Origin of the sequence: Microvirga flocculans ATCC BAA-817, assembly GCF_000518665.1 — a bacterium.
In the GTDB taxonomy this organism is placed as follows: domain Bacteria; phylum Pseudomonadota; class Alphaproteobacteria; order Rhizobiales; family Beijerinckiaceae; genus Microvirga; species Microvirga flocculans.
In genome coordinates, this window is the sequence record NZ_JAEA01000026.1 from 1 (window position 1) to 6,927 (window position 6,927).

Annotated in this window: 6 protein-coding genes; 1 reads left to right on the plus strand and 5 read right to left on the minus strand. The window is 53.2% G+C overall.

Annotation, left to right across the window (positions count from 1 at the left end; genetic code table 11):
- A partial coding sequence (locus L879_RS22225) for a glycosyltransferase family 4 protein (RefSeq protein ID WP_035460128.1) occupies positions 1-1,261 on the plus strand: 1,261 nt, incomplete at its 5' end.
- A gap of 109 nt (positions 1,262-1,370) precedes the next feature.
- Here the strand turns inward: L879_RS22225 and rfbA are convergent.
- From rfbA to L879_RS0118065, 5 genes are all read right to left on the minus strand, one after another.
- Complete coding sequence (gene rfbA / locus L879_RS0118045; protein WP_027317324.1) at positions 1,371-2,243, minus strand: glucose-1-phosphate thymidylyltransferase RfbA; 873 nt, start codon at positions 2,241-2,243, stop codon at positions 1,371-1,373.
- Positions 2,244-2,367: 124 nt separating this feature from the next.
- Positions 2,368-2,925, minus strand: coding sequence for a dTDP-4-dehydrorhamnose 3,5-epimerase (gene rfbC / locus L879_RS23395; RefSeq protein WP_084021145.1), 558 nt, complete (start codon positions 2,923-2,925; stop codon positions 2,368-2,370).
- A gap of 905 nt (positions 2,926-3,830) precedes the next feature.
- Positions 3,831-4,925 carry an acyltransferase family protein gene (locus L879_RS22230; protein WP_051435423.1) on the minus strand — a complete coding sequence of 365 codons (1,095 nt, stop codon included), beginning with the start codon at positions 4,923-4,925 and terminating at the stop codon, positions 3,831-3,833.
- 223 nt (positions 4,926-5,148) lie between these two features.
- Complete coding sequence (locus tag L879_RS0118060; protein WP_027317326.1) at positions 5,149-6,225, minus strand: NAD-dependent epimerase/dehydratase family protein; 1,077 nt, start codon at positions 6,223-6,225, stop codon at positions 5,149-5,151.
- 382 nt (positions 6,226-6,607) lie between these two features.
- Positions 6,608-6,927, minus strand: a 320-nt coding sequence (locus L879_RS0118065) for a transposase (protein ID WP_027317327.1), incomplete at its 5' end; no start/stop codon positions are given.

The following is a 6,927-nucleotide window of genomic DNA, read 5'->3' on the forward strand; positions in this document are numbered from 1 at the left end:
CAAGCTCCGGACGATTATTCATTTGGTTCAGGATGTGTCGAAGATTGGCGGCATCCCCGGACGGGTGCGCCACACCGTCAGCGCCGCCCACGGCCGCCCCATCCGCCACGTCTGCCTCTCCGCTCGCCGCGATCCGGCCAACCCGGCCGCCGCCGACACCTTCTATGCCGAGGACGATGAAGCCGGCCTGCTCGCCTTCCTCTCCGCCTGCCACGCCACCGACACCGTCGTCATCACCCCCAACTCCGTCATCCGCGCCTTCCCGCCCGCCATCCGCGAGCAACTCACCCGCTTGCCCCTCATCCACATGGCCTCGGGCCAGCTCTCGTTCATCCTCCAGGACTCCGAGGTGCTGTCCCATCTGGACTTCATCGATACCTACAAGGTCTCGCGGATCCTATGCCTGTCAGACATGGACATGAGCTTCCATCGCCAGATGGGCATTCACGAGCTCACCAAGATCAGGCTGCCGGTCGCAACCCGCAGTCACAACGCCTACAGCCCGGACACCAACCGCTTCGTCACCTATGTCGGGCGCATCGACTTCCATACCAAAGGCGCCGAGCGCCTGGTGCCGGTTGCCCGGCAGATGAAAGAGCGCGGCCTGCCGCCCCTGCGCATCTTCACCACCGACAGCCTCAACTCGCCCGACCTGCAGGCCTTCCTCACCCTGCTGGACGAGGCCGGCGTCCGCGACTGGGTCGAGATCACCTACAACGTCACGGACAAGTCCACGCTCTATGGCGAGGCCTCCGTCGTGCTGCTGCCGTCCAAGAAGGAATCCTTCGGCAACGTCATCCTGGAGGCGTTCTCGTTCGGCGTGCCGGTGATCGCTCCCAGCTATGCGCCCGGACCGGCAGAAGTGATCCGCTCGGGCGAGGACGGGTTCCTGCTCGACGATTTTGCCGCCGGAAAGGTGGTGGACCTGCTGGAGAGCCTGTCACCGGAGCGGTTGACCGCGCTCTCGCAGAAGGCCTTTGCGCGGCATCACGACTACTCCATGGAGCAATACCTCACCGCCCTCGAAACCATCGCCGCAGAGGTCGCAACAAACTTCCCAGGCCAAAACAGATTCAGACCGTTCCCAAAGCTCAGGGCGATTGATCTCATGGCTGAGCAATCTGTTATGAGCCTGCTCGCGAAACGCTATCGCGTGTCAGGGAATATGCTAGCCCTGCGCATTTTCCTGGCTGAAAGGGTTCTTCCTTGGAGAGTGGTAAAGGCCATCAGGTGGATGAAGGCGAAGCTGCCGCGCACATGACGCAGGGAATGGAAAAATTCCACACTGCGACATGATCGTTTACGTAGTCGCTGCAAAGGACTTCGTCTCCATCCCAGCATCAATCGAGGACTGTCAGCTCAGTTGAAACTTAAGCTTGCTGTTCGGCAATTCTCAAAAGATACTGGCCGTAGCTGCTTTTGGAGAGCTCCCGACCGAGGCTGAGCAGTTGCTCTCGATCAATCCAACCTAGGCTGTAGGCGATTTCCTCAGGACAGGCGATGCGGAAGCCCTGCCGCTTCTCCAGAGCACGAACAAATTCAGCAGCTTCCACGAGACTATCGGGCGTACCTGTATCTAGCCAGGCATAGCCACGTCCCATGCGCTGAACATGAAGCTGCCCTTGCTCAAGATAGACGCGATTCACGTCGGTAATTTCCAGCTCTCCACGAGCTGATGGCTTGAGACTTGCTGCGATATCGACCACCTGCTCATCGTAGAAGTAAAGGCCTGTCACGGCCCAGTTTGATTTGGGTCTGGCTGGCTTTTCCTCAATGGAAATCGCTCGCCCGTCTCGGTCAAACTCAACTACGCCATAACGTTCCGGATCGGTCACATGATACGCAAAGACGGTTGCACCGATGCTCTGCCGTCGCGCCGCCTTCATGAGTTCGGGAAGACCATGTCCGTAATAGACGTTATCGCCTAAGATCAGCACGGACGGGCTACCTGCTACGAACTCGGCACCAATCAAGTAAGCCTGAGCGAGCCCTTCGGGCTTCGGCTGCTCTGCATAAGACAGACGAATCCCCCAACGCTCACCACTTCCTAGCAATTGCTTAAATCTTGGAAGATCATCAGGCGTAGAGATTATAAGCACGTCCTTGACCCCTGCGAGCATGAGCGTTGTCAAGGGATAGTAAATCATGGGCTTGTCATAGATCGGCAGGAGCTGCTTCGACGTGACATACGTCATAGGATGCAGACGTGTGCCAGAGCCCCCTGCTAAGATAATACCCTTCATAATTCGTTCTCCTAAATTTGATACTATTGTTGGAAAAGCATCAATACTGCGGAGACGCTTTCCAGACTGTCATCCAACGGAGTGGAGTGATCAGCGTCATCATCTTTTCATCCAGCTCTCACTGTCATGGAAAATAGTCAGGCAACTCGACCAACGATGGATATCGCGTATCCTTATCGGATAGAATTGCCCTTTGAGGATCGACAGGCCAATCGATGCGGAGCGTTTGATCGTTCCAGGCTACGCCATGATCGTGCGCTGCTGAGTAATGGGCGGTGACCTTGTAGGCCACCTCGGTGTTCGGCTCGAGCGTACAAAAGCCATGCGCAAAGCCGACGGGGATAAACAATTGCAGACGATTTTCAGCCGTCAGTTCTACAGCGACATGCTGTCCGTAGGTTGGGGAAGATCGCCTAAGGTCAACGGCCACATCAAGGATACGGCCACGTACGACTCTAACAAGCTTGGCTTGGGCAAAAGGTGCTGACTGGAAGTGCAGCCCTCGGATCGTGCCGACCGCAGTGGATAGGGAAGTATTATCCTGGACAAACTCATCCCGAATTCCAGCTGCCGCAAAAGCCTCTCTATTATAGGTTTCCATAAAATGTCCACGCGCATCGACGAACAATTTAGTGCGTATGATTTTCACATCTGAAAGCTCAGTAGACTCGACTTCAACCACGGCGGGCTCCCTCCAAGAAATAGGGGATCAATTTAAGGCTATCTCCTGCCATAGGAATGCTTCAGCTTGCAATGCTGAAACATGGATTAGGCTCTGTTAGGGCTTGAACTCTTTAGTGACTGGCGGCGTTCTGCTCATCCTGACTGAGGAGCGATACTGAGGGATACGCAATGGGGATGCTGGAGCCGTGTCGGACGAACGGCCAAAGGACAATATCGCTCCTTGATCCGCGTCGTAGGATGGCAACGATCTTCTGGCACCATGGTAATAGCGCCAAGTAGCGCAGCTTGGACTTTCCTCCGCTGGGCCGGCCTGGGCGCTTCACGAGCATCTGTTGATCTGATGTAGGAATATGGGCACCACCTCGGAATTACCTTTATGGACAGCACCAGCGTGCGTGCTTACCAGAATCTGCCGGGGTCAAAGAGGCTCTCAACCTTAACAGACGCTCGTGACGCGCTTGAGCTTTCTCGGGGCGGTTATAGCGCCGAGGCTTGCGCGATCGCTGGCAGTATCGAACGGGCTATTGCGTTTCGGATTACGTTTGGTCAGGCGCACAAGTCGCGGCAAGCCCTTCCGCAACTGGGGAGCGTGTCGGGCGCGCGGACCTTGCCATGGCCAACCGCGACACACCAACCATGCCTTTCACGAGCATTCCTGAAGCATCGACTTTTGACCGACGGTCCCGTCCCAACGGCATGAAACTCCGGTTGCCTATTCAGGCCAAATCTATAACGATCACAATGTCGCTGGAAGCCTCTTAGCTAGGCTGGAAGAATGGCTAACTGCTGGTTGTTGCTGCGAGAAACCGGCCCTATTTTTCACCAGGGTTCTTTGCCTCGCCACCGCGCTGTATTGGCTCAAGCCCTACCAAAAGTCTAAAGGCGCCCTGCATGTGACCACTTTCAGTTTAATGTCTGCGAAGCGGCGCGAGAAGCCCCCTGTCCCAAAATCTTCTCGCGCAAACTGAGCGCCGGCTTCTCAATATAAATCCACGAAAAGACTGCAAAAATCAATGTTATCGGTGTTGCAATCGCCGTTAGGATAATTGGTCCGATGTCCCGACCGAGCGACGCTATGATAAGCTGCTGCACAGGGAAAGCATATATATAAACCCCATAAGAAATATCTCCAACTTTGCCATGCCCTGGTAGATGGATCGGCCTCACAAGCGCCAAATAAATCACAATATAAGGCAGAGCAAAAAATAGAAAATATTGCTTGTTTTGATTATTTCTTATGACAAAAAGAATAAAAATACTCATCATAAATATTACTACATTGATTTTTATTCTATCACGGAAAATCCATAAGGCAGCACCAGAGAGAAAAAATATCCCCTGCTTTAAAGCAGAATACATTGGGACCGAAGGGAAAATTTTACCGCCTTGGTTATTCCATCCGAGGCCATAATTCTCTACGGCAATTGCATAGAAAACTATAAGCGCTACAATCATCACAATTACTGAGCGTCCCAAGAGGCCCATCAAAGCCAAGCAAGGCAGAACTCCATAAAAGAAGACCTCGATACTCAGAGTCCAGAGAGAGCCGTTCACTGATCGAAGAGGGTTCTCGGAAAAGACCCCAGGTAAGTAACTTGAACCGAAGAAGACCGATATCTTTTGAAGATGAGCATAAGTTCTAGGCGAATTGAAGTAATCTTCCAATGGTAGCTTTGTGAGTAGCGGCCCAAGAGCAAAGGTTTGCAAAAGAATCACCACAGCTAACGCAGGAAATACGCGCAGAACACGAGCTGCAATATATGATGAAAGGCTACGCCTCATTAGGGACTGGGTGACCAGAAACCCGCTAATGATGAAAAAGGCGGAAACAGCCCACCCGCCGCCTGTGTCATAGCCACCTAAATAGTAGTAAATCGGCTCAAAATTAGTCCCAGAGAGAGGATAACTGTGGCTAAAAAGCACCAAGAGCGCCGCTCCGAGCCGGAGCAGATCAAAATTGTTGCTCTTCTCTTCGAGAGCTTCGGCAATTGTCGCCATCAAGCCTATCTCTGAGCATAAGCCACCCTGTCAGTGCCTTCCCCATTATGAGAACACTTATCGAGCGCGCTTATTCAACTAAATTTTACTTAAAGAAAGTTGATTGCGATGCACCGCAACAAACTGTCTGACCGATAAGAAAGATTTGCGTACTGTGTCTGTCGCTTCTTGCGACCGGCAGTATGCCTTACCCTCTCACCCAGCTTCTTTCCCGATATTTTTATCATTTGGGTTGAAGTTGCACCTCTATCCATTCCACAAGAGCTTCGAGCCCTCGGTACAACGACCAGGCAGGCGCCCACCCGAGGTCTTTGACGGTGCGTTCTATTGTGCAGGCAGCGTGACGCACATCTCCGTAGCGGAAGGCCCCATTCACATGAGGGGAGGAGGCCCCATAGCGTTTTGAGATCCAATCGGCTACCTCGGCAATCGTCACCGGCTCGCCACTGCCTACGTCATAAGGTATCCTTCCCAATGGCAAGTGAGAAGAATGCGCAAGCGCCCTATCAATGGCCGCAGCGACATCGTCAATGAAAACAAAGTCCCTGACAATGGCACCATCCTCGTAAACAGGAATGCTCTTGCCCTCCCGTGCCAGGCGGCAGAAGAGCGAGACGATGCCGGTATAAGGGTTGATCAGAGACTGCCCAGGGCCATAGACATTCTGCAAACGCAGGATAATTGGCTTAACGTTGAAAGATAGGCACCAAGCACCGAGCACATACTCTTGCGCAAGTTTGGTAGCCCCATAGACGCTTGTAGGTCTAGGCTCCGTCACTCCTGCCGTGAACGGCATCGGCTGAAGCCCCGGGAAATCCCATTCACCACGCTCCAGCTGCGCCCGGGTGCGTTGCCCCGGATAAATAGTACCCTCGCCGTCGCGCCTACGCCATGCGCCTTCCCCATAGACTGCTCGGCTGGAAGTAAGAAGAATGGCCTCAGGGAATATTTGATATTGCGATAAGGCATCTAACATCAAGGTTGTGCCAACCACATTAACAGAGGCATGACGGGTAGCTTCCGTCAGAGACTGCCCTGTACCTGTCTCGGCAGCCAAATGAACGACGACATGCGGCTGGATGAAATTCAGAATCTCGGACCAATGATCAGGATTCGTAACGTCCCTGACCATAAATTCTACCCGAGGATCGAGAGCCACTGGCCGCTCTGCGCGAGGATGAATTTGCGGGTGAAGATTATCCACTGCGACGACACGATCGAACCGATCTGCCAGTCTGCTCGAAATAGCACAGCCAATGAAGCCCGCCCCGCCGGTCACGAGACAAGTTTTATTTTCCATAAAGGCTCCTTGGTTTCTCTGAGGCGTCTGCATCCTGACTGCAAAATGCCAGCTGTCAAAAAAGGAAACGTCTTATAAAGCTGCTCCTAGAGGATAATTTGCAACTCAGTCAACCTATGACGGCCACTGTGCCACAATCGATCAATAGCCAAGCTTTTCAACCCTTGCGCGCAAAAATAAGTCGGCCGCCGCTATTGAAGATATAGAATTTTTTAAATTCAAAATTAGACTCTTAGCAGTCTATAAGTCTTTATATCCCTGAACGATCAGGCAGAAATATAAGAAATTTCTTCATCTTTTGCGCAATAAACCAATCTGGATAATAAAAACCAAGAGGAATATTAATAGCGAACACTCCGATCATTTCTAGAGCGGCGGTCATTCAAACGAATCCATATCCGGCGGCGGTAAAGTAGTTGCGGCACGCCTCAGGCTTCACGAGATCGCAGATGTCGCCGATGGCGCGCCAGAGTGCCTCGATGGTTCGGGCTTCGGCTTTGCGCAAGTGCGCTTTGATCTGCGAGAAGACCTGCTCAATCGGATTCAAGTCCGGACTGTAGGGCGGCAGAAACAGGAGCCACGCGCCACGGGCCCGGACGGCCATCTCGGCTTTCGCACTCTTGTGTGCCGGAAGATTGTCGAGGATCACGACGTCGCCGTGCGACAGGGTCGGAGCCAGCTGGGTCTCCACATAGGTCTCGA